At 43.2% G+C, this 23818-nt stretch carries 21 protein-coding genes and 1 other RNA gene; 12 read left to right on the top strand and 10 right to left on the bottom strand.

Annotated elements, in window-relative coordinates; translation table 11 throughout:
- Window positions 1–7: 7 nt before the first annotated feature.
- The 6 genes from tilS to QZZ36_RS01080 form a co-directional block, all read right to left on the bottom strand.
- Window positions 8–1303: a tRNA lysidine(34) synthetase TilS gene (tilS, locus tag QZZ36_RS01105; protein ID WP_295075395.1), complete on the bottom strand. Its 1296-nt coding sequence runs from the start codon at window positions 1301–1303 to the stop codon at window positions 8–10.
- 41 nt (window positions 1304–1344) lie between these two features.
- Window positions 1345–2700, bottom strand: coding sequence for a replicative DNA helicase (gene dnaB, locus QZZ36_RS01100; RefSeq protein ID WP_295075392.1), 1356 nt, complete (start codon window positions 2698–2700; stop codon window positions 1345–1347).
- A 12-nt stretch (window positions 2701–2712) separates the two neighbouring features.
- Window positions 2713–3159 (bottom strand): 50S ribosomal protein L9, encoded by a 447-nt coding sequence (rplI, locus tag QZZ36_RS01095; protein WP_295075390.1) that lies wholly within the window; start codon window positions 3157–3159, stop codon window positions 2713–2715.
- Window positions 3160–3178: 19 nt separating this feature from the next.
- A complete protein-coding gene (locus tag QZZ36_RS01090; RefSeq protein WP_295075387.1) occupies window positions 3179–5152 on the bottom strand; it encodes a DHH family phosphoesterase in 1974 nt (657 codons plus the stop codon).
- 22 nt (window positions 5153–5174) lie between these two features.
- Window positions 5175–6839, bottom strand: coding sequence for a ribonuclease J (locus QZZ36_RS01085; RefSeq protein ID WP_295075639.1), 1665 nt, complete (start codon window positions 6837–6839; stop codon window positions 5175–5177).
- A gap of 859 nt (window positions 6840–7698) precedes the next feature.
- Window positions 7699–8937, bottom strand: a complete 1239-nt coding sequence (locus QZZ36_RS01080; RefSeq protein WP_295075384.1) for an amino acid carrier protein — start codon at window positions 8935–8937, stop codon at window positions 7699–7701.
- Between the two features lie 164 nt (window positions 8938–9101).
- On the opposite strand from QZZ36_RS01080, the gene QZZ36_RS01075 reads away from it, so the two are divergent.
- The 3 genes from QZZ36_RS01075 (at window position 9102) to rnpB (ending at window position 11384) form a co-directional block, all read left to right on the top strand.
- Window positions 9102–9554, top strand: a complete 453-nt coding sequence (locus tag QZZ36_RS01075; RefSeq protein ID WP_295075381.1) for a PH domain-containing protein — start codon at window positions 9102–9104, stop codon at window positions 9552–9554.
- Window positions 9544–11007, top strand: a complete 1464-nt coding sequence (locus QZZ36_RS01070) for a PH domain-containing protein (RefSeq protein ID WP_295075378.1) — start codon at window positions 9544–9546, stop codon at window positions 11005–11007. The genes QZZ36_RS01075 and QZZ36_RS01070 overlap by 11 nt, the downstream gene beginning before the upstream one ends.
- 32 nt (window positions 11008–11039) lie before the next feature.
- Window positions 11040–11384, top strand: an RNA gene (rnpB, locus tag QZZ36_RS01065) — RNase P RNA component class A.
- A gap of 30 nt (window positions 11385–11414) precedes the next feature.
- Here rnpB and QZZ36_RS01060 read toward each other — a convergent pair.
- A complete protein-coding gene (locus QZZ36_RS01060) occupies window positions 11415–12278 on the bottom strand; it encodes an AraC family transcriptional regulator (protein ID WP_295075375.1) in 864 nt (287 codons plus the stop codon).
- Window positions 12279–12649: 371 nt separating this feature from the next.
- Window positions 12650–13471 carry a DNA glycosylase gene (locus QZZ36_RS01055; protein WP_295075372.1) on the bottom strand — a complete coding sequence of 274 codons (822 nt, stop codon included), beginning with the start codon at window positions 13469–13471 and terminating at the stop codon, window positions 12650–12652.
- 113 nt (window positions 13472–13584) lie between these two features.
- Between QZZ36_RS01055 and QZZ36_RS01050 the strand changes: the two genes are divergently transcribed.
- The 5 genes from QZZ36_RS01050 (at window position 13585) to QZZ36_RS01030 (ending at window position 17828) form a co-directional block, all read left to right on the top strand.
- Complete coding sequence (locus QZZ36_RS01050; protein ID WP_295075369.1) at window positions 13585–14448, top strand: TPM domain-containing protein; 864 nt, start codon at window positions 13585–13587, stop codon at window positions 14446–14448.
- A gap of 30 nt (window positions 14449–14478) precedes the next feature.
- Window positions 14479–16344 (top strand): ABC transporter ATP-binding protein, encoded by a 1866-nt coding sequence (locus QZZ36_RS01045; RefSeq protein ID WP_295075366.1) that lies wholly within the window; start codon window positions 14479–14481, stop codon window positions 16342–16344.
- Window positions 16345–16362: 18 nt separating this feature from the next.
- Window positions 16363–17055, top strand: a complete 693-nt coding sequence (locus tag QZZ36_RS01040) for a GTP pyrophosphokinase family protein (RefSeq protein ID WP_295075363.1) — start codon at window positions 16363–16365, stop codon at window positions 17053–17055.
- 135 nt (window positions 17056–17190) lie between these two features.
- Window positions 17191–17493, top strand: coding sequence for a hypothetical protein (locus QZZ36_RS01035; protein WP_295075360.1), 303 nt, complete (start codon window positions 17191–17193; stop codon window positions 17491–17493).
- A gap of 98 nt (window positions 17494–17591) precedes the next feature.
- On the top strand, window positions 17592–17828 hold the full coding sequence (locus tag QZZ36_RS01030; protein WP_295075357.1) for a PC4/YdbC family ssDNA-binding protein: 237 nt from the start codon (window positions 17592–17594) through the stop codon (window positions 17826–17828).
- Window positions 17829–17869: 41 nt separating this feature from the next.
- Here QZZ36_RS01030 and QZZ36_RS01025 read toward each other — a convergent pair whose 3' ends face one another.
- The gene (locus QZZ36_RS01025) at window positions 17870–18736 is read right to left on the bottom strand and encodes an undecaprenyl-diphosphate phosphatase (protein WP_295075636.1); all 867 of its coding nucleotides are present in this window, start codon (window positions 18734–18736) and stop codon (window positions 17870–17872) included.
- Between the two features lie 60 nt (window positions 18737–18796).
- A complete protein-coding gene (locus QZZ36_RS01020) occupies window positions 18797–19465 on the bottom strand; it encodes a Crp/Fnr family transcriptional regulator (protein ID WP_295075354.1) in 669 nt (222 codons plus the stop codon).
- A gap of 103 nt (window positions 19466–19568) precedes the next feature.
- Here QZZ36_RS01020 and nrdD point away from each other — a divergent pair, with 103 nt between their 5' ends.
- The 4 genes from nrdD to QZZ36_RS01000 all read left to right on the top strand — a co-directional run bounded on the left by nrdD (window position 19569) and on the right by QZZ36_RS01000 (window position 23731).
- A complete protein-coding gene (nrdD, locus tag QZZ36_RS01015; protein WP_295075351.1) occupies window positions 19569–19835 on the top strand; it encodes an anaerobic ribonucleoside-triphosphate reductase in 267 nt (88 codons plus the stop codon).
- Window positions 19836–19909: 74 nt separating this feature from the next.
- Entirely contained in the window at window positions 19910–20461 is a 552-nt protein-coding gene (locus tag QZZ36_RS01010) for an NADH peroxidase (protein ID WP_295075349.1), read from the top strand.
- A 151-nt stretch (window positions 20462–20612) separates the two neighbouring features.
- Window positions 20613–23390, top strand: a complete 2778-nt coding sequence (locus tag QZZ36_RS01005) for a glycoside hydrolase family 3 C-terminal domain-containing protein (RefSeq protein ID WP_295075347.1) — start codon at window positions 20613–20615, stop codon at window positions 23388–23390.
- Window positions 23390–23731: an arsenate reductase family protein gene (locus QZZ36_RS01000; protein WP_295075345.1), complete on the top strand. Its 342-nt coding sequence runs from the start codon at window positions 23390–23392 to the stop codon at window positions 23729–23731. Before QZZ36_RS01005 ends, QZZ36_RS01000 begins: the two co-directional genes overlap by 1 nt.
- The last annotated feature ends 87 nt before the right edge of the window (window positions 23732–23818 follow it).

Genomic DNA, 23818 nt, shown 5'->3' with positions numbered 1-23818 from the left:
CCATTCTTTATGAGCGTTTTATACAGACCTTCAGGAAACGAACTGTGTTCCCATCAGGCGCAACACGATCGGCTATTCCGATCATTTCGGCAAATACAGTACCTTCTTCATCCTCTAAAAAATGAAGTGTACTGCGTTTTTCAGCCGGTATATTTTCATTGATTATTTTTTTTACGGAAGAAGTGAAATTTCTGCCGCTTAGTTTTATCCTGTCGCCGAATCTTCTGTTACGGACAACAACTCTTCCTATTATTTTATCATAATCGAGCAGATAAAATGTTGATTTTTTGTTAACAGTTTCATTTTTCTTCAAATTATCACATTGGATTATTTCGCAAAAGAGCGTACATTCAGCGAAAATTCGGTTTTCACCGATCACAAGCGGTTTAGATATAAAACTGTCGCTTACAGGCGGTATTTTTTTTAGTTCGATCGAACCGTTATCACCTACAAGGTAATTTTCACCGGAAATATTGATTTTTCCGCCCTTTATAATAATACTGTCAGCCTCTTCGAGTCTGTTATGCGAATACGGCAGCTTGTTTTCTGATAAGAGTCTTGCAACAGCGCGTTTTCTTATAACAGGGGAGAAACTGCGGATATCAATTAGTTTTGTGCCCTGAATGCAGGATTCATAAGCGTCGTTTGCCGCGGATTCGATAAAAGCGTTTTCTTGGCGAAGTGTGTCCATAGAGTTTATTGAAGTCTCGATTACGGAGCTGTTTATCTCATGAAGCAGCGGGAGGATATTATGACGTATCCTGTTTCTGGTATAATCATCGGAAAGATTCGTACTGTCTGTAACATAATCCTGATCCCTCTGACTGAGAAAAGCTTCTATCTCAGCTCTTGATATGCAAAGCAATGGTCTGAAAATATTGCCGCGTACAGGGGGGATACCTGCGATCCCTTTTATACCGGTGCCGCGCGCAAGATTCAGAACAGCCGTTTCAAGAGCATCATTAGCATTATGGGCAGTTGCCATTTTTTTATCTGTGGAATGCTCTGCAAAAATTGAATATCTCAGTTTTCTTGCAGCTTCCTCGACAGAAACGGCGTTTTTCTCTGCATATCCGCTGACATCGCATGAAAATGACTTGAAAGGAATACCTTTTTGCTCACAAAGATGACGGCAGAACTGTTCGTCCCGGTCGCTTTCTTCGCCTCTTAGACAGTGATTGACGTGCAGCGCCTCTACAGTGATACCGAGCCGTTCTCTTAATTCGTAAAGGGAGAGCAGAAGAGCAACGCTGTCAGCGCCGCCTGAAAGACCGCATATGACAGTTTCACCTTTATTGAGCATATGATATTTTTCAATAAAACTGTAAATCTTGTCTAACATCATCAAACATTTTCAGGAGGAGCATTATAATCTGGATTGGAGAATCTTGTGAACTGTCCATCCCATATAAGCTCTACGGTACCTGTTTCACCATGACGGTTTTTAGCGACGATACATTCGGAAATGTTCTGACGCTGGCTTTCTTTATTGTAATAGGCTTCACGATACAGGAAAAGAACTATATCAGCGTCCTGTTCAATAGAACCTGATTCACGAAGGTCTGACAGCATGGGGCGCTTGTCTGTACGGCTCTCAACGGCACGTGAAAGCTGCGAAAGCAGAATTACAGGCACATTGAGCTCCTTTGCCATTACTTTTAGTTGTCTGGTTATCTCACTGATAACAGTAACACGGTTGTCCGACCGTGAGGTAGACTCCATAAGCTGCAGGTAGTCGATGATAACAAGTCCGAGATTCTTTGTCCTGCGGAGCTTTGCCTTCATCTGCTGAACGGTCATACTTGCCGTATCGTCTATAAAAAGCGGAAGCGTACTAAGGTAACCTGCGCTCGTAGCCAGCTTTACCCAGTCATCGCCGGAGATCCTGCCGTTTCTGAGTGTATTTGACTCAACAAGCGCTTCGGTGGAGAGAATTCTTGTTGCGATCTGCTCCTTGGACATTTCGAGGTTGAAGGTAACAACTTCCTTTTCAGCACGTCTTGCAACATTTGTAGCTATATTCATGGCGAATGAAGTTTTTCCCATACCGGGTCGTGCGGCAATTATTATCAGGTCAGACTTGTTAAGTCCCGAAGTTATGCTGTCAAGCAGGGTGAAACCAGTTCTTGCGCCAACATATTTTTCCTTATCGGGACCGGATATTTTTCCGAGCCTGTCATAAGCCTCTGCGATAGCTTCAGAGAGTGGGACAAGTCCACGGACGTCCTTGCCCTGCCTGATATCATATATTTTCTGTTCAGCTGAGTCAAGTAGGAGTTGAGCGTCCTGTTCACCGGACTGAACTTCCTCAAGTATGGTTCTGGCAACATAACTGAGGCTTCTCAGGAAATATTTATCAGCAACGATCTTGCAGTAGCTTTGTATATTCGCAGTTGACGGGAGCAGATTGCCGATTTCAGCAAGATAGCGTCTTCCCTCGGCAGGGCTCTCGAAAATATGCTGTTTATCCGCCTCGTTGAGCACCGTTACTATATCTACAGGCAGGCTCATCGAGTTCATCTGGAGCATTATCGAGTAAAGAGCCTTGTGCTGTTCATTGTAAAAATACTCCGGCTTTATGAGCTCGATAACATCCGGAAGGACCGAAGGCTGTGAGATTATCGCTCCGAGGACAGACTGCTCTGCTTCAATGCTGTGAGGCAGCTCACGGGCTGAAAGCAGGATATCATGTTCATCCATAACATTCACCGATCAGCCTTCGATGACTTCAACATCTATGGTTTCGGTTATACCGTTATAGAGCTTTACAGCAGCTGTGTATGAACCGAAGTTTTTTATATCTGTGCTGAGAGCTATTTTCTTTTTGTCGACTTTGACACCGAGCTGCTCGGCAAGAGAATCAGCAACATTTCCAGCTGTTACAGAGCCGAAGAGTTTACCGTTTGAACCTGCTTTTGCAGCGATATTCACTTTTTTGCCCCTGATCTTTTCAGCTGCTTCCTTTGCAGCCTGTATGTCGACATCTATTTTATGCTGTGCAGAAGCCTGTGCGCCTTCGAGCTTGTTCATATTTGCGGCAGTTGCTTCAACGGCGTATCCCTTCGGGAGAAGCATATTGCGTGCATAACCGTCAGCAACATTCTTTATTTCGCCTTTTTTGCCGGAGCCTTTGACATCTTGCAGAAAAATTACTTTCATATTCATCAGCCTTTCTTGATTAGAGATCAGAATTATTGTTTTTACAGTCGTCTATTGCGATTATCAAAGCCTTTGCAGCTTCTTCTATTGTAACATTTTCAAGCTGTGTGGCGGCCATTGTCTGATGTCCGCCGCCGCCAAGCTGTTCCATAATGACCTGAACATTCAGTGCGCCCAGTGATCTTGCGGATATATTTATGGTACTGTTTGTCCTGTATATAACGAATGAAGCGTCAACGTCAGTTATACCGAGCAGCTCGTCAGCAGCCTGGGGAGCGACTATTCTTATATCCTCCGAATTGAAATCGGCAACAGCGATTGCACAGTTATTATGTATCTTTGCAGAAGCAACGATCTGTGTTTTTCTTCTGTAAGAATCTATCGAATTGGAGAAGAGGTGTTTTACAGCTATGGTATCCGCGCCCAGCTTTTTCAGGAAAGCAGCGGCTTCAAATGTTCTTACACCTGTACGCATGACAAAATTCTTTGTATCGAGCATAATGCCTGAAAGGAGAGCGTCTGCGATACAGCCTGCTATCTTGCCGTCGCCGGGATAATTGAAATACTGGATTATCTCAGTTACCATTTCTGATGCGGAAGACGCATATGGTTCGTGGTGGAAGAGAACGGCGTTATCAATGAAATTAACTGTTTTTCGGTGATGATCAATAACAACTACTGAGCGGGCGCGTTCATAGAGCGTATGACTTTCCACATAGTCCTTGTTATGAGTATCGACAATGATAAGCATATCGCCGGGAGTGATCATACTTTCCGCTTCTGCCGGTGTTATGAAAAGAGCGCCTTCGGTTTCTGCGTCGATCTTTTCAATGAGATTGACAGCAAGATTTTTAGTGCGGTCAACAGCGATAAAAGCCTCTTTTTCAAGGTTGATTATCGCACCTGCGATTCCGCAGGCAGCACCTACCGAATCAAGGTCGCCGAAGCGATGTCCCATAACAAAGACTCTCTCACAGTTCATTATAAGATCCTGCAGGGCATTGGCGATGATTCTTGTCTTTGAACGAGAGCGTTTTTCAACGCCGTTGGAAACGCCTCCGAAGAACCTGTAACCTGTGTCTGTCTTTACGACAGCCTGATCGCCGCCGCGTCCGAGAGCCATATCAAGGCATTGTCTTGCGATATTTTCACTTTCCGCGAGAGACGAAGCGCCCTGACCTACGCCTATAGAGAATGTGAGCGGGTACTTGCCGGCTATCTTTATACTGCGTGCAGCTTCAAGGATCTTGAATTTACTGCTTATTATTTCATTAAGGTGACGGTTTTCAAGAATAGCGAAAAAGGTGTTCGGAGAAGTTTTTTTGATAAAGCCGTTGGTCTTGCTCATAAAGTTTTCAATGAGCTTCTCGGTCTCTACGGATGTCTGAGCTTTTTCGCTTTCCTTTGCGTTCTGCATTATATCATCATAGTTATCAATGGTTATAACGAGAACATTGGGGTGAGATTCGGACATCTCCCTTCTCATTGTGTAAAAACTTGTCTGATCGTGGAAATAAAGCACAAGGAAGGACATATCATTCTTCTCGAATTTTTCAGCAGTGACATCGTAAATACAGCCTTTTACCGGACATACAGCATTTCCGTTCTGGACAAGCATATCCATATCCATTTTCACGAATCCCTCGAAATCAAGACCGTAAACGTCTTGTCCGAGTCCGATCTTTTCAGCGAATATCTGATTATACCATACGAACTTCCTGTTGTCGTCGATAACCGCAACTGGAGCAGGGAGAGAATTCATGAATTCGGCAGCCGAGCTTTCAAGATGCTGATTCATCTTTGAAATACGCCGCATTGAGTTCTGGGAATATATGATAGTATATACGATACAGCTGAGAATAAGAGCAAATGAAGTTCCTATAAGGATATTAACGATGGTATTGCTGCGGTCTGTCAGCAGAAATGAAGGTATCAGCGCCCCCAGCGCAAGCAGATGAAGTATCAACATAACTGCCGGGAATTTCTTTTTCACCTTTTTACTCCTTTCGGAAAGATCAGGTCTCCATTATAATTGGCAGTATCATAGGACTGCGCTTGGTTTTCTGGTAAATATAATCGGACAGAGCGTCACGGAGCTTGCCTTTCAGAGAGTTCCATTCTCTGAGTTCGTTTGAGGAGCAGTTGGCAAGAGTATCCGTAAGAAGCCCTCTGGCTTCCACCATAAGTTCTTCTGACTCGCGCACATATACAAAGCCTCTTGAGATTATATCCGGACCTGCAACGATCTCGTTGGTGCTTCTCTCAATTCCGATAACAATGATGATAAGACCGTCCTGAGCAAGATGCTTTCTGTCGCGGAGAACTATGGAACCGACATCTCCGACTCCGAGTCCGTCAACGAGGACTCTTCCGGCAGGCACCTGTGAAACGACCTTCATGGTATTTCCGTCTGTTTCAATAACATTGCCTATCTCTGCGATTAGTACATTTTCCTTTGGCATACCGAGCTGAAGTGCAAGATCGGCGTGTTTTTTCAGGTGCTTGTACTCTCCGTGGACAGGGATAAAGAACTTGGGCTTTGTAAGAGACTGCATAAGCTTCAGTTCTTCCTGACAGGCGTGACCTGAAACGTGTACCTCATACATTGCCTCATAAACTACTTCTGCACCTGATTTCATAAGTTCATTCACAACCCGTGTGACGAATTTTTCGTTTCCGGGAATAGGAGTTGCGGATATGATTATGAAATCCATAGGCGTGATATTGACTTTTTTATGGTCGTTCATAGCCATACGGGTAAGAGCGGACATAGGCTCTCCCTGACTGCCTGTAGTGATAAGAACGATCCTTTCACTCTCATAGCGGTTCATCATTTCGATGTCGATGAATATTCCTTCCGGAGCCTCAAGATAGCCGAGTTCAATGGCAGTATTGATTACATTGACCATACTTCTGCCGAAAACAGCGACTTTACGGTCATATCTGACAGCACAGTTCACTATCTGCTGGACACGGTGGATATTCGATGAGAATGTGGCGATAATTATACGCTTGCCCTCGCCCTTCTGAAATAACTTGTCAAAGGAATCTCCTACAGTTCGTTCGGAATGTGTATAACCGGGGCGCTCGGCGTTTGTTGAGTCAGCCATAAGGGCAAGAACTCCGCGGCTGCCGAGTTCACCAAATCTCGCAAGGTCTATTATCTTGCCGTCGATAGGCGAATAATCCACCTTGAAATCTCCTGTATGGACGATAACTCCGGCAGGAGTATGGATAGCCATACCCACAGAGTCGGGGATCGAATGGTTGACCTTTATGAATTCAACAGCCATACATCCCATTTTTACAGTTTTTTTAGGTTCAACGATGTTGAGATTGACCTTTCCGCTGATGCCCTGTTCCTTGAGCTTGCCTTCGATAAGACCTATGGTAAGCCTTGTTGCATAGACAGGAACATTTATTTTCTTGAGCAGGTATGCAAGACCGCCTATATGGTCTTCGTGTCCGTGAGTGATGACGATTCCCCTGATCTTTTCCTGATTCCTTTCAACATAGGTGAAATCCGGAATAACGATATCGACGCCCGGCATATCAGCGTCCGGAAAAGCAAGACCGCAGTCAAGAATGAACATATCGTTGGAACATTCAAAAACAGTCATATTTTTACCGATCTCATTAAGTCCGCCTAACGGGATTATTCGTACAGGTGTCTTTTTTATCTCTTTCGGCTGTCTTGAACGGGCTTTGGTTTTTGTTTCGGCTGGTGTTTCAGCCTTTACGGCAGTTTTTTTCTCTTTTGTTTCCTTATCCTTTGAAGCTGTTCGCTTCCTGTAAGTCCTTTTCGGAGCAGCAGAGGCGTTCTGCTTGGACTTATTGTTTTTCTCTTTTTCGTTCACTTTATGACCTCGCTTTCAATAATAGGGAAGACCTCTGCGTGAACGCCGCAGAAGCCTGAAAAAAATATAAAAAGTAAGGCTTCGGGATATTGTGATATGCGAAAACTGATGATATTCGCGGTATAAAAGCCGATAAAAATGCTGACCACATATAAAACAGGCAAACGTACAAGCTCTTTTCCGAGCCGACCTGTTAAGGATACACGTGATCGGGTGAATATGTTGGTTCCGAAGCATTTCTGACCGCAAATCGTCTGCGGCATATATCTTAATGACGTTTTTTCGCCATAAAAGCCTAAAAAAATAAATCAACGCTGCTGCGGGATTGCACCGCGAGCGCAAGTATTCAAATATAATTATACAGAAATAAAATATGGATGTCAATAGAAAAACTGAATGATTTTAACATTATGCAATATAAATAGTTTTTTGCAACATGGCAGCACCAAATGTAGAACTCTTTCTATTGTGCGAATTTATCGCTATACCGTAGTTTTCTTACATTTAATATTCATTTGTATGGAGTTCCGGATTGGATAACCAATTTTAAGCGGATAAACCACGGAACATATGCAGCAAATGTGGTAATTATGGTGTAAAACTGCGTAATATCGCCGCTTATACATTTATTTGACTTTCTGATGCGCTGCGTTTATAATATTTATTGACAGTTATTCTTGTTTTATTCTTTTTTTACCTGACCGATCAGCAGTAAAAGAGCGATAATATTGGGAAAAGCCATAAGTCCGTTGAAGATATCGGATACAGTCCACACCGTTTCTGAGCGGATAACTGCTCCGGAGGCTGAAATTACAGCATATATCGCCGGAAAAACAGACCTTCTGCATTTGAAAATGTATGAAAAAGCCGCTGAGCCGCAGTAAGACCAGCCGATAACTGTGCAAAAAGCAAATACAGCCATCAGCAGAGCAATTATGAAATTCGTATTTGCTCCTGTGACTGGGCGTAAAGCAGAATATACTGTTGGATCGCCGGATGAGCAAAGCACAGCCGCTGCTGTCAGGGTGCAGCAGAGCATAGTGTCAATGAATACTTCAAGCATACTGCACATTCCCTGAACCTTATAGGAGGAATAATTTTTTGAAGAACTGTGCAGGATCGGAGAGCTCCCAAGACCTGCTTCATTTGAAAATATACCTCTCCTTAGACCAACAGAAACAGTTTTGGAAACCGTATAGCCGGTAAATCCTCCGAATACCTGTTTTACGCCTGATGCCTGTTCAAAAATATCTGAAAGCACTGCAGGAAGAGCGTGTCTGTTCAGCATAACCGAAGCTATACAGATAACAGTATAAATTACAGATGCTGCGGGCAGAAGAACTTTCGCGGCGCAGCTTATTCTTTCTGCGCCGCCCTGAATAATTACAAAAATGAGTATAAATATGAGCCCTGCAAGCAATACATGATTTATATGAGTGCATTGGTAAAGATTATCCGAAAGAGTGCTTATCTGAGCTGCTCCTCCCATTCCGAATGAAGCAAATACACAGCAGATCGCAAAAAAATACGATAGCGGCCTGCAATTCAGTCCAAACCTTATATATGCCATAGGACCTCTTATTTCGTCTGTGCTGTATCTGGCGGACAGGAAGTTTTCGGCGTAAACGACCGACATACCGAGAATCGCGGATATCCACATCCAGAATACGGCTCCTGCACTTCCTATACGTATTGCCGAGGCTACTCCGGTGATATTTCCTGTGCCCATTGCCGTACCGAGAGACATACAGAATGTTCCGAACTGCTCCCGTTTGTTTTTGTTCCTGCGGAATTTTTTAAAAAAATAGGGAAAGATCTTTATTTGTATGAAACCCAGTCTTACAGTATACAATATTCCGGTGATCAGAATAAGAAAAATCAGACCATTTCCCCATATGTATGAGTTTATTCTTTCGAGCATAGTACACCGCTTTCAGATCAGTTTTTGATAAAGTTTACAATTTGTTTTAATTTTTGGTTTTACATTGGATATATTTTATGATATAATGTTCGCATACGAACATTACAGAATATATAATAAAGTTTAGGATATATGATATAATACACTTTGAAGGGGGGAATGAAATGAAACAGTATGCACCGGACAGGCGCTGTCTGACGACCATGAGGCTGATAATCACTGCAGCAGCTATTATTATCCTTGCAGCTGTAAGATATTTTGTTCCTGTAGAAAAAATAGTTGTTATAACAGTTGCGGCTGTCATTTCAGTTGCGTTTCTGGAGATGTTTGTTCATCTTCCACTGTATTTTTCCTCGATAAAGTATACAGCTACCGAAACAGAGGTAACAAAGAGCAGCGGTGTTTTTGTAAAGGTACATCAGTCGGTAAGATATTCTTCCATACAGTACACAACTTTCATCAGCAGCTATTTATCAAATTATACGGGGTTCAATTTCATAATATTCTTCGTATACGGCGGACAGCTAAGGCTTTTGTTTTTAAAAAAGGCGGATGCAGAGGAAATAGTAGCCATGTCCGGAGGAGTCAGCACAAAGGGGGAGAAGTATGTGCCGTGAACATCCTTTAAAAATACTGAAGTACTCCGCCAAGAATATCTGGCTTCTCATTTTTCCTCTTATACGCGGAATTTATACTTATCATTTCGATAAGGACTGGTTTTACAGCTGGGTAAGGGGAGCATGGTTCGATATAGCCGTGCTTGGTGTAATTATTCTCTTCGGATTTGTAAGGTGGCTTTTTTCGCGGATCTACATTACAGATGAGGAGCTTATACACCGTGACGGAGTTTTTCTTCATTTGAATACGTTCATACCGATACGCAATGTCAGTTCGGTCACGGTGGAAAGACCTCTGTTTATGGTCCCGTTCGGAGCGATAAGATTCCGCTGTGATACCCGTGCCGGGATATTCAGGACTGTGGATCTTAAACTTTTAGTCGGCAAGAAGGCGCTTAAAGAAATAATGGAGCATATGCCCGATATTGATGAGGATAAGAAGATAAACGGCATATCCCAGCCGAATACTCTTTCGGTACTGCTGTTTTCCGCACTTTTTTCAAGCGGATTTTCGGGAACGGTATATCTTGCGACTTTCTTTTTCAAAGGCGGAGATATAGCCTATAACATAATAAAGCGCTCGCTTGATCTTCTTACGGAGGAGACTGAGAAAATAACGGAAAAACTTGTTCTGAAAATACCGGCTGCTGCTATTTTTATAGGCGTTTTCTTTATTGCGTCGTGGTTCCTGTCATTCCTTGTGAATTTTTTCAGATACGGAAGGTTCAATATCGACTTTGACCGTAACTGCACAAGAGTTTCCTATGGAATAATCGACCGCAAGGAATACCGCATAAGAAACTCGCATATTAATTATACTGACCTGAGACAGAATCTTCTGATGAAAATAAGAGGAGCAGTTGCCGTAAATATAAGCTGTGCAGGCTATGGCTCGTCAAAGAACAGGATACCGGTGCTTTTACCTGTTAAAAGAGAAAGCAATATCGGAGAGAAGTTTCAGACTATCGGTATATACAGCGGAAAAAAGAACAAATACAGCGCACAGCCTGCCGGTATATGCTCATATCTTCTCATACCGCTGATCGTAGCTGCGATAATTGTCCCTTCCTACGACTGGGCAGCGCGTATATTGCCTCGTCTTTCGGAACTCACACTGTTCCTTGCGGTAATGCTCGAAATACCTGTAGTATGGTTTATAATCGTGAAATTTGTAGCTCTTCTGACAAGCGGAGTAGCATTTTACGAGGACAAGATAATAATACGCTGTTCAAAATGGACGAAATTCCATACTGTCGTATCAACACGTGACAAGGTCGTGAAGCTTGAGCTCGAACAGAACTTGCTTCAGGCTATGAGCGGCAGATGTGCGTTCAGTATATGGTTTGAGGGCGAAGAGCATACAAGGTACAAGATAAAGGCAATGAAAGCAGATGAAGTCAGAAAGATCGCGGAAAGTCTCGGCTACAAGATAGGTGAAAAAGTCAGAACTTGACATTTGCGCATAAAAATGCTATTATTATCAGGTGAGCAGACTATGCGGTAGCGGGAACGCTTTAGTTCACGAGGAAAGTCCGTGCATCACAGAGCAGGGTAGCTGCTAACGGCAGCCGGGGGCGACCTTAGGGCAAGTGCAACAGAGATATACTGCCGCTTTATGCGGTGATGGTGGAAAGGCGAGGTAAGAGCTCACCAGAGCACTGGAGACAGTGCTGCTATGTAAACCCTATCCGATGCAACGCCTATTGGTGCTTGTTATCTTAACGTCTGCTCGGCGGATAACAGGTAATGGCGGCTTGAGCTTGCCGGCGACGGTAAGCGTAGATAAATTACCGCACACGACAGAACACGGCTTATCGGTCTGGTCATTAAAAAAAGAGAGCGTAAGCTCTCTTTTTTTGTTCAGTCCCTCCACATCTTTCTGTATGAAAAACAGGTAAGGTTTTCTGATTTCTTGAATTGTCTTGCAAAGTAGCTCTGGTCATTGAAACCGCATAAATGAGCTATTTCCTCCACGGATTTATCAGTGAAGCGGAGAAGCTTCTTTCCGCAGTTGATACGGGCAGTTATAAGGTGCTGGAAGATAGTTTTGCCGTAAATCCTTTTATATTCGCGGGTAAGGTAGTATTTGCTTATATAGAATCTTGATGAGAGCATCTCAAGAGAGATATCCTCTGCAAAGTGTTCATCTATGTAATTATGTACTGATAAAAGCTTCTGTTTCAGCGCGGAATCAAACTGCTGTTCGCTGTTGTTGACAGTTAGTGCGATGGTCAGAAGTTCAACGATAAGCTTTGACGTGATTATCTCAGCGTCAGGAAGCTTATTTTCGTTTATATCCATCATTTCTGTTATCGCCGAAACAACTTTGTCAAAATAATGGGGATGGAAAACTGCTTTTGACTGTGATGTGAAATAGTCATAATACTGCTGAGACGTACATCCGTTAAAGTGTACCCATAGCAGCTCCCAGGGTTCGGCTTCGAGACTTCTGTAGTAATGTGGCAGGCGGCAGTCTACAAAGAAGCAGTCACCCTTTATGAGAGGATATGTGTCGTCACCGACAACAAGCTCACCGAAGCCGCTGATAACTGCAGCTATAAGGAAAGAATCAAGGTCGTGCCTGTGATGGATATGGGATTCATCTTTTTTAGAGTAGCCGGCTTCCTGTATATAGAAGAATGTATTTTTAGCTGACGGGCTCGGAGTACATATGATCCTCCTTGAAGATGCTTCGTCATTATTATCGGATAACAGCTTTTCCATAGAAGCCTCCTTTTTCGGTATTATACTATATTATACATCATATTTCGCATTAAATCAACTTTTAAATATCATGAAAAGCTTTTTATGATATACAAAGCGGTGACAAGAACCGCGGCGGCTGTCATAAGAAAAAGGATATATTTCTTTGCTTTTTTTCTCTTAGGACTCATTATACCGCTCAGGATTCGTTCTGTTTCACTGGCTGAAATGGTTTCCGGAAGTACCGGAACATCCGGCCTCAGGTATAAGACAGCCTTTTCAAAGTAAAGACTGTCGGTTTTATTGATCTCAACAATTCTCTTATTAACGCCTTTTAACATATTTCCTCCTGAATATCAAAGATAAGCAGATTATTGGCGCGTTCAGGGAAATTATTCACTTTGTCCCGAAATACTTCTGATATAATGGAAAAGATACTGCTGGGCGATACCAGCGTTGCTTTTGGCAAATTCTGGGAATCCGTCCGGGTAATACTTCGCAAGCACACGTTTTATCCAGACGTCAACAGGGAAAGCTTCGGTTCTGTACATCCCGAAAAGCAGGACACATTCGGCTACTTTAGGGCCAACACCTTTTACCTTTTTTAAAGCTGTTCTGGCTTCATCAATCGGAAGGGAAGCTATTGCATCAAGGTCTGTTTCTCCGGAAGCTGTCCTTAAAGCGGCGTCTTCAAGGTATTTTGCACGGAACCCGCTCCTCAGATACGAGAGCGAATCAGCATTTTCTTCGGACAATTCATTTATTTCAGGAAACCTTCCGTCATAATGTCCGCACAGTCTGTCGATAATCCCTTTTATTCTCGGTATATTGTTGTTCTGGGAAATAATAAAGGAAATAAGACATTCCCAGCTGTTTTGCCGGAGCAGGCGTATCCCTCCTGCGAATCTGCAGGCTTTGGCGAGTGTCTCTTCTTCCGAAAAGCAGCGTTTGAGTTCGGAATAATCGGTTTCAAAGTCGAAATATCTTATCCATTTTGAGATAAAGTCGTTTTCGTCCGTATCGTGAAAAATAAAGCTGCCCTTTGAGGTCTGGGAAACTGTCAGTTTATCGTTGAAAAAGGAACCGGTATATGTACATTCGTAATCAGAGGGTATCTTTTTCCATCGGAAAGCCTGACCGCAGTCAAGGGTCTCGTCAAGGTCAAGGTCAGCTTCGGATACAATTATATCCTTGCCTTTTATTTCGTAATCCATATGTAAACTCCTTAGGTTAAATAATTTTTTTGCATAATCAGGTATACCACTTGATTTTTCTATTAAATTATACTAAAATATAAGTATAAATACAAGAGCAGAGGATGATTTTTTTGAAAAAAATCTTGTTTTTGAATATTATAGCTTCTGCAGTATGCCTTGTAATGTGCAGCTGCTCCGCAGATAAAACTCAGCCGGCAACCGGTAAAACAGCAGAAACGACAAGCCAGCCGTTTACGGAGCGGAGGGTTGAAAGCTCTGACGGAACATATATTTTTGATAAAGCCGGTCTGCTCAGTCCGGAGGACTTGAAAGCCTGCAATGATTACGCAGGCTGGCTTCATGATGAGAAGCTGATAAACTCAGCAGTAATAACTGTAAGCGACCTTAACGGCATGACACCCTATGATTATGCTGCCGATCAGTTTGAGGCAATATATGAGGGAAAGGGCAGCGGACTTCTTATCCTTATTAATAACGCAACAAACGAAGATATCGTGTACCGGACAGGGTCATGCTTTACGAATATCAGTCAAAGCTCGGAAGATAATGCGATGTACTGGGCTACAAAGGAAATGATCGGCAATAACTACAGAAACGGGATAATGAGACTGCTGCAGCTCGGAGAGCTGTGCAATACCTATTTCATTGATAACGCACAGATATTCTCATATGATGAGGTAAAGAAATTCGAGAAGTCGCTTTCGCAGGCAAAAGAGGACGTATGCATGATCGCTACAAGAAACGGTTCCAAAACGTCAAACGAAGATATACTGAAGGTTTATTATCAAAGGAAGTTCAGGGACGGCAAAGGTATAATGCTCATGCTCGACACTGAATCCGGAACAGTTATTGCCCATTCCGGTGAGAAGCTGCCGTCAAAACTGGAAAAGGCAATGAAAGATGTCAATGAGCTTTCTGCGAAGGGTGACAATACCGGTGCTGTTAACAGGATAATTGAAGTATTTGACAAGTGATATATAATATATAATAAGGAGCTGATATTTATGCCGCCTGTAGGTGGACCGAGAGGTATGGGATATCTTACCGATGAGGAGAAGAAAAACCGTCCGAAAGTTACAAAGGATCTTCTGAAAAGGATCTTTTCATATTTAAAGCCGTACTGGAAGCAGATGACGATAGTTCTGATAGCGATAGTTATTTCATCAACGCTCAGCCTTCTTCCGTCTGTACTGACAGGTAAGATCATAGATGAAGGACTTATCGGCAGGAGCCTGAAAAAACTGATACTCTTTATAGTTTTATCGCTTGCGGTAACGCTCGGAGCAAATCTTATAGGCGTTCTTGAAAGCTATATGAACACATGGATAGCTCAGCACATCACTTATGATATGAGAAACAAGATGTATGCTCATCTTCAGAAAATGTCACAGCGCTTTTTCACCTCCAATAATCAGGGCGATATCATAACAAGAATGACCAGCGATATCTCAGGAGTACAGCAGATAATCACAAATACCCTTACCAGTATACTTTCCAATTCGATCACGCTGATAGTGGCGATGATCGTAATGTTCAGGCAGAACTGGATACTTGCCATAGTCGGAATACTTGTCGTACCGCTTTTCGCTATACCTACACGAAGCGCCGGAAAGACAAGGTGGACAATAACCAAGGAATCTCAGGCGTGCAGCGACGAGATAAACGGCATACTCAACGAGACCATGTCTGTCAGCGGACAGCTCCTTGTAAAGCTTTTCGGTATGGAGCAGACAGAGTATGAGAAATACGAAAAAGTAAACCATAAGATGATAAAGCTCAATATCCGCGAGGGTATGGCAGGCAGATGGTTCAGAGTTGCGCTGACAACTTTTTCAAGCATAGGCCCTATGCTTATTTATCTTGCCGGCGGTATACTTATGATGAAGTACGATTCTGACCTTACAGTCGGCGATATCACGGTGCTTGTAGCACTTCTCGGAAGAATGTACGGACCTGTGAACCAGCTTCTTAACATACAGGTGGACTGGATACGTTCAATGGCTATGTTTACCCGTATATTCGAGTATTACGATATGCCCGTTGAGATAGAGAATGCTCCTGACGCTGTAACTCCGGACAAAGAGCCAAACGGTGAGGTGGAGTTCAGAAATGTCGGCTTCTACTACGATAAGGAGCGTCAGATACTCAATGATATCACATTCAGTCTCAGCAGCGGAAAATGTATTGCAATAGTCGGACCCTCCGGCTCAGGAAAGAGCACTCTTGTAAATCTTATCCCGCGTCTTTATGACGTTACAGCCGGAAGTGTCCTTTTTGACGGTATTGACGTAAGAAAGCTTGACCTTGAGTATTTAAGGAAACACATAGGAATAGTCAGTCAGGAAACATATCTGTTCAACGGAACTATCCGTGAAAACCTCCTGTATGCAAAGCCGGACGCAACGGAGGAAGAGCTTATAGAAGCCTGCAAGCAGGCAAATATTTACGAATTCATCGAAAAGCAGGAAACAGGTCTTGACACTGTAGTGGGAAACAGGGGACTGAAGCTGTCAGGCGGCGAAAAACAGCGTATATCCATAGCCCGTGTTCTGCTGAAGGATCCTGCGCTGATGATATTCGACGAAGCGACCTCTGCGCTTGACTCAATATCGGAGCAGAAGATACAGGACGCTATCGAGCCGCTTATATCTTCAAGAACAAGTATACTCATTGCACACAGATTATCTACTATCCTTGCCGCTGACGAGATACTTGTAATCAAAGACGGCGTCATTTCTGAAAGAGGTACCCATAGTGACCTTGTAAACAGAGGAGGCGTTTATTCAGAGCTTTATAAGACGCAGTTCAGCAAAGCCGGAAATACTTCCGACAGCTTTGAATATACGGAAGGCGAGGACAGCGAGAGCTGAAGAAAGGAATGATACAGAATGAGCGAAAGGGACTTTTACGAAGAGGCGTTTGACAATCTTCCAGCGCTTGCTGATAACAGCGAATCCATGAAGGAAATGTTTTCACACGTTTTCTATGATTTTCTGCAGCTTCAGCATCTTTATGACTCGGCGATAGAGGTCGTAAAAACCTATCTGAACATTCTTGACAATGAATTCGGCGTAAAATTCCAGCGCAATCCTATACATAATATTGAGAGCAGGTTAAAGTCTCCGCAGTCTATAATAGGAAAGCTCCAGAAGAAAGGGCTGCCTATTACTACGGAAGCAGCAAGAAAAAATCTTCTTGATCTTGCCGGTATACGTGTTACCTGCTACTATATAACCGATATCTATGCGATAGCGGAGATGCTGAGCAGACGTGACGACTTTACGGTCATAAAGAGGAAGGACTATATCAAAAAGCCGAAGCCAAGCGGCTACCGCAGCTATCATATCGTATTGAATGTACCTGTATACCTTTCGACTCACAAGGAGTATGCTCCGGTTGAGATACAGATAAGGACCATAGCTATGGATTTCTGGGCAAGTCTTGAGCATCAGCTCAAATACAAGACTTCCTCCGAGATACCAGCCGAAATATCCGAGGAGCTTCGTGAATGTGCGGAGCGTATAGCCCAGACCGATATGCAGATGCAGCGTATCTATATGCAGATAAATGATATTGAATGACCGGTAGCAGCGCTGTTTCGTCAATATATCCGAATAATCCTACAGTTTTACAAAAAAATCCCCGTTCACATTTACTGTATCCGATGCTATAATAATAAATGTCATAAGGCAGTAAAAATAGAAAGGAGCAGTAAAATGTTCGGGACAGTAAAGAAAAAAGTGCAGGAAGTACGTGACAAAACACTCTATATGGAGATCTACGGAGAAAATAAGGTCGCATACAGGGTGCTGAGCGGACGAATGCAGCTCTTCGGAGACGAAGTCATTACATACGGTGTTGAGGTGATCGACAGAAAAAGCGGGGACGAGGAATGTATCCCTGATTTTTCCAGGAATATTGAAGACGCCGTTGTTTTTGCGGAATCTCTTATCACGAACAGGTCAAAGCCGAGACAGCTTTACGGAAGAGCGCTTGATTTTCTGAGAGTATCAATTTAAAAAAAATTTTCTTTTCAGGTATGGACAAATCTTTTTTTATATGATATAATATCAAATTGAAATGGTTTTTAAGCCGGATCTTGAAAGGAGAAATCAATATGGCAGAGCTAAAATATGAAATTACAGAAAAGATCGGTGTTCTTTCTGAAAACGCAAAGGGCTGGACCAAGGAACTCAATATGGTAAGCTGGAACGAGTATGAGCCCAAGTATGATATACGTGAATGGTCTCCGGATCACTCAAGAATGGGAAAGGGCGTCACACTGACAGCTGATGAGCTTGCAGAACTCAAGGAACTTCTTGCAGGCATTGATCTTGACTCGTTTGAGGAATAATAAAAAAGGCAGCTCGTTGAGCTGCCTTTTTGCTTTAATATTTATTTTACAATAGCCTTTATGCCGAAATATGCGATGACAAGTATTCCGAGTACGATCCTGTACCAGCCAAATACCTTGAAATCGTGTTTCTTTATGTAGTCCATAAGGAATTTGATAACAAATATAGAAACTGCAAACGCTACTACACAGCCGATAAAGAGGACGGCAAGCTCGCTTCCGGTAAAGTCAAAGCCGAATTTGACAAGCTTCAGCAGGCTTGCGCCGAACATTACAGGGATAGCAAGATAGAAGGTGAATTCAGCAGCCACAGTTCTTGAAACTCCGATAAGAAGGGCTCCTACTATAGTAGCGCCTGAACGAGATGTTCCGGGGAATATAGCGGCTATGAGCTGGAATATACCGATTATCAGTGCGGCTTTGAAGGTGAGCTCTGCAATGGTATTTATCTTTGGCTTCCTGTTCTTGTTCCAGTTTTCCACAACGATGAATGCAACGCCGAAAACGATAAGTGCGATCGCAACAGTCCACGGATTGTAGAAATGCTCGTCTATCCAGTCGTCAAGGAGAAGACCAATGACTGCAGCCGGTACACAGGCTACGAGCACCTTGAACCACATCTCGAAGATATCAGTCTTTATCATCTTGCCGAAAGGTGTTTTATTGAGCGGATGAGCGTTATCCTTTTTGCCGAAGGGCCAGAGCTTTTTCCAGAAGATAACAACAACGGCAAGTATAGCGCCGAACTGTATTACAACATCGAACATTTCCTTGAAATCTTCTGATTTATCAAGTTTCAGGAATTCTCCTACGAGTATCAGATGACCGGTACTGCTTATGGGCAGCCATTCGGTTATACCTTCAACGATTCCGAGTATTATGGTTTTGATCATTTCCCATATCATAATTAATAATGTTCCTTTCAAGTAAAAATACAAGTGATATTATAGCATATATAATTATAACTGTCAATATGTCTGATCAGGATATCTCATGAGCTTGAATTTTCTTTTGGATATGGATAGTACGCCCTCTTTTTTCAGTCTTGATATCTCACGCTGAAGCGCGCTTCTGTTGACGCAAAGGTAATCTGACAAAGCCGTGGTGGAAAAAGGAATCTGCGGAGCCTTTCCCTTGGGAGTCTTTTCCTCTATGATACTAAGACAGCTTATCAGCTTCTCTTCTATTGAACGCTGGCTGAGGACCTCTATCCTCTCATTGAGGGAGATAGCCTTTTCGGACATAAGGTCAAGGAGATTTTCAACGACCCTTGAATGGCACTGGCAGGCATTTTCGCATCTTTTTGTTATTTCCGAACGCTTTACGAACATTACTTCACATTCGTTTTCCGCTACTATTTCTATGCCGCTGCGCTGGGAGGCGGTGAATGTAAAGTATACGCCGAAAACGCTCTGTTCGCCAAGGGATTCCATAATGGAGCGGACTCCGTTGACATCGTATCTTACCATTACAGCTGTACCGTTAAGGACTATGCCGAGTTTGTCTGGATTGTCGGAGTAATCCATAATCCGGCTTCCCGGCTTGAAAGTACGAATATCAGCATTGAAGCAGCTTATCATACGGTGACAGTCGCCGGCTTCTATACCTTTGAACAGTATGTTATCCTCAGGTAACATATTTTTTCACTCCTTTGTTGCAGATGCAACAGATTTTTCATTTTATATATGATACAATATATTCAGTCAAATGTCAATACTATTTTTAAGGAGGTCGATCACAATGAAGGTAAATGTTGTAGGCGAACAGATTTCTCAGGACGAGATCAATGCATATATTGATTACGGCAGGAAGAAGTACAGCGACAGAGAGATCCTCGGTATGACAGTAAAAACCGACGGAGACTATGTTGATCTTCAGTATGATTTTGCGAAAGATGTTCCCTTTGACAGAATAAGACGCATCACAGGGTATCTCGTAGGCACCCTCGACCGTTTCAATAACGGTAAACGCGCAGAGGAACATGACAGAGTAAAACACTCGGTTTGAATTTGTCCACATCAGCAAGGCAGCTGTCTTAGCTCGGACTCAACAATAATATTAATACAATGGAGGTAACTATTATGAAGACTTATGTATGTCCCGTTTGCGGATATGTTCACGAAGGAGATGCACCCCCGGAGAAATGTCCTCAGTGCGGAGTTCCCGGTTCAAAGTTCATTGAGAAACAAACAGGTGATAAGCTTGTATTTGCCTGCGAGCACGAGCTCGGAGTCGCAAAGGCTGTAACAGATCAGGAGATCCTTGACGGTCTCAGAGCGAACTTCAGCGGAGAATGTACCGAGGTCGGTATGTATCTTGCAATGGCAAGAGTAGCATACAGGGAAGGATACGCTGAGATTGGCGCATACTGGGAAAAGGCTGCTTATGAGGAAGCAGAGCACGCCGCAAAGTTTGCAGAGCTTCTGGGTGAAATCCTTTCATCTTCAACAAAGGAAAATCTCGAAAAGAGAGTTGCAGCTGAGCACGGTGCTACAGAGGGCAAGCTGAAGCTTGCTAAAAGAGCTAAGGAGCTCAATCTTGATGCTATCCATGATACGGTTCATGAAATGGCCAAGGATGAAGCACGTCACGGAAAGGCATTTGAAGGACTTCTCAAGAGATATTTCGGCTGATAAATATTCATTGAAACGGCAAGGTATATACTTTGTCGTTTTTTGATTTTTATATCAGTTCTTTTGTTTAAACTCGATCAAAACCCTTGCAAAAGCAGGCAGAATTTGATATAATATAATCACTTACTTTAACAGAGAGGTGATGATATCTATGGAAATGATACTCGATTGGAACAAATATCTGGAAAAAGCTGCCGAGACCGTAGCGGAAGGTATTGTTATGCTGAAAAATGACAACGGCGCTCTTCCGCTCGATATGAATGAAACAGTTTCTGTATTCGGCAGGATACAGCTTCATTATTATAAAAGCGGAACAGGTTCCGGCGGAATGGTCAATGTTTCAAAGGTGACCGGCATAGTTGACGGACTGCTTGAAGCAGGAGTCAAGATAAATGAAGAGCTGCTCGGAATATACCACAGATGGGACGAAGAAAATCCGTTTGAGCTCGGAGACGGCTGGGGAGCAGAACCCTGGGCACAGAAGGAAATGCCTCTTGATGACAGTATTGTTGAGGCTGCTGCTGCAAAAGGCAGCAGAGCGATCGTTATAATCGGCAGAACTGCCGGCGAGGAGCAGGACGCAAGAGCAGAAGCGGGATCTTTCCTTTTATCCGAGCTTGAGATTGATATGCTCAGAAAGGTCAGAAAATATTTCGGTAAGGTTATCGTTCTGCTCAATGTGGGTAGTTTAATAGATATCAATGAAATAAACGAGGTGTGCCCTGATTCATTATTATACGTTTGGCAGGGCGGCATGACAGGCGGAACCGGTACAGCAGCTGTACTTACCGGAAAGGTGAGCCCGTCGGGAAAACTGCCGGATACGATAGCGGTAAAAATATCGGACTATTCTTCTGATCAGTATTTCGGCAACAAGGAAAAGGCTGTCTATACAGAGGATATATATGTGGGCTATCGCTGGTTTGAGACATTTGCCGCTGACAAGGTGATGTATCCTTTCGGATTCGGATTATCATACACGACCTTCAGCATAGAGACTGTATCAGTCAGCGGAGACAGAGAGCTCACTTTCACAGTTAATGTTACAAATACGGGCAAATATTCAGGCAAAGAAGTTGTACAGCTCTATGTCGGCAAGCCTCAGGGGAAACTCGGACAGCCTGCAAGAGAGCTTTGCGGCTTTGAGAAAACGAATTTACTGAAGCCTGGTGAGACACAGAGCGTCGTGATTTCTGTAAACAGGGAAAAGCTTGCTTCCTACGATGATTCCGGAATTACCGGCAATCCATACTGCTGGGTGCTTGAAGAAGGAGAATATGTATTCTACGCAGGTTCTGATGTACATACGGCGGAAAAGGTCTACAGCTTTGTACAGGACAAAACTGTTGTTATTGAAAAATGCTCTCAGGCAATGGCTCCGGTCGAAGCGTTTGAGCGTATAAAAGCTCAGAAAAACGGAGAGATCTATACTTATAAAATGGAAAGCGCTCCCCTGAGCAGAATAAATGAGGAAAAACGCAGAACAGACGCCATTCCCGAAGAGATACATTATACAGGTGATAAGGGAATAAAGCTTGCAGATGTCAAAAACGGAAAGAACTCCATGAAGGAATTTATTGCACAGCTTTCGGACAATGCTCTTTCAAGCATAGTACGCGGCGAAGGTATGGGAAGTCCGAGGGTAACTGCCGGTACTGCTTCTGCTTTCGGCGGTGTATCTGATGAGCTTGAAAGCTTCGGTATTCCTGCCTGCTGCTGCTCGGACGGTCCGTCCGGTATGCGTCTTGACTGCGGAACAAAAGCGTTCAGCCTGCCTAACGGAACTCTTATTGCCTCTACGTTCAATCGTGAGCTTGTACGTGAGCTTTTCACATTTATGGGAATGGAAATGAAGGCTAACAAGGTGGACTGCCTGCTCGGTCCTGGCATGAATATACACAGGCACCCACTCAACGGACGCAATTTTGAATATTTCTCCGAAGATCCGTATCTGACAGGTCAGATGGCAGCTGCAGAGCTCAGAGGACTTCACGGTATTGGAGTTACTGGTACTGTAAAGCACTGCTGTGCGAATAATCAGGAAACCAACAGGCATTTCCTGGATTCGGTCGTTTCGGAAAGAGCTTTGCGTGAGATATATCTTAAAGGTTTTGAGATAGCCGTGAAAGAAGGCGGAGCAAAGACCATAATGACAACATACGGTGCGGTTAACGGTTTGTGGACAGCCGGAAACTTTGATCTCAATACAGTCATTCTAAGGAACGAATGGGGATTTAAGGGCTTTACGATGACAGACTGGTGGGCAAATGTCAATTTCCGAGGCAGCGAGCCTGAGAGAAGCTATTATGTTCCTATGATACGCGCTCAGAACGATGTATACATGGTTTGCTCCGACAGTGCCTGCGTTGATGAGAAAATTATGGCAGCACTGGAGCAGGGTGTAATTACAAGAGCAGAACTGCAGCGCAATTCAGCCAATGTTCTTGGATTTGTACTGACTACCGACGCAATGAAGAGAGTAACCGGAGAGGCTGATAAGGTCAGGATAATAAACAGGGACGACAGCGAGGAAAACTCTGATGGACCGGTCGTATTCTATGATATCGACAAGGAGCTGAAAATTGACCTCAGCGGTTTGAAGAGCATTAAAGGGCAGAATTATGCATTTGCGCTTATATTGAAGAATATGGGCTGGTATAAGGTCACAGTGACCGCTTCGTCAACACAGAGCTCTCTTGCACAGATACCTGTAACTGTTTTCGCTATGGGTACTCCCTGCAGTACTCTTACATGGAACGGTACAGACGGCAGGAAGGTGCCTATTTCCTGTGAGATACCATTGTTCTCGCGTTTTTCGGCAATAAGGCTTTATTTTGCACAAAACGGTCTGACTCTTCATGACATCGAGTTTGAACTTGTAAAAGAAGTCGATAATATGGATATTGCATTTTCACCGGAGGAAAATTGATGAACATTCAGATCTTTGGCACTAAAAAGTGCTTTGACAGCAAGAAGGCGGAACGCTATTTCAAGGAGCGCGGTATCAAGTATCAGTTTATTGATATGAAAGAAAAGGGTATGAGCCGCGGAGAGTTCAACAATGTAAGGAAAGCTGTCGGCGGCACAGAAAAGCTTATCAACAGCGCTTCAAAGGATAAGGACCTTCTTGCTTTGCTCAATTATCTCTCTGAAGAGGATAAGGAAGAGAAGATTCTTGAAAATCCGCAGATAATCATTACTCCTGTTGTCAGAAACGGCGCAAAAGCGACGATAGGCTATTGTCCGGAAGTCTGGAAAGACTGGGAATAAATAGTTAAATAATAAAAATATAATAAAAAACGTAAAAAATTGCTAAAAGGTAGTGCATTTTTTCTTTAAATATGTTATAATTACAAT

This window comes from Ruminococcus sp., from assembly GCF_016287535.1.
Taxonomy (GTDB): domain Bacteria; phylum Bacillota; class Clostridia; order Oscillospirales; family Ruminococcaceae; genus Ruminococcus.
The sequence above is the reverse complement of the archived record's forward strand: the minus strand, read 5'-3'. Positions and strand labels throughout refer to the sequence as shown.